Origin of the sequence: Undibacterium sp. RuRC25W (genome assembly GCF_049339825.1) — a bacterium.
Taxonomy (GTDB): Bacteria; Pseudomonadota; Gammaproteobacteria; order Burkholderiales; family Burkholderiaceae_D; genus Undibacterium.
Map to the genome: position 1 here is coordinate 1 of NZ_JBMPPD010000093.1, position 250 is coordinate 250.

Annotated in this window: 1 protein-coding gene; it reads right to left on the minus strand. The window is 46.8% G+C overall.

What is annotated here, in order from left to right; translation table 11 throughout:
* The coding region (locus ACO0KV_RS18430; protein ID WP_423044615.1) for a hypothetical protein at positions 1–250 on the minus strand (250 nt) is incomplete at both ends.

A 250-nucleotide genomic window follows, 5' to 3' on the forward strand; every position in this document is an offset into this window, starting at 1 on the left:
GCCTTTGTAACTATCTAATTCAATCAGTCGCGAGACATTCCCCACCAATCGATGACGCCAGGGAAATTTGACACGGATATGACGCATATACCATTGTGGATCAGCGACCCAGCCTGCCTTGATTTTTTCTATTGTTTCGGGTTTGAAACGCCAAGCCTCTAGCTCTTGCCAACGATCTTCTTGGAGTGTAAATGTGCCACCGGGCAGCTTGGCGTTATAGCTCTTGACATCGATGTCACGAATAATCTGA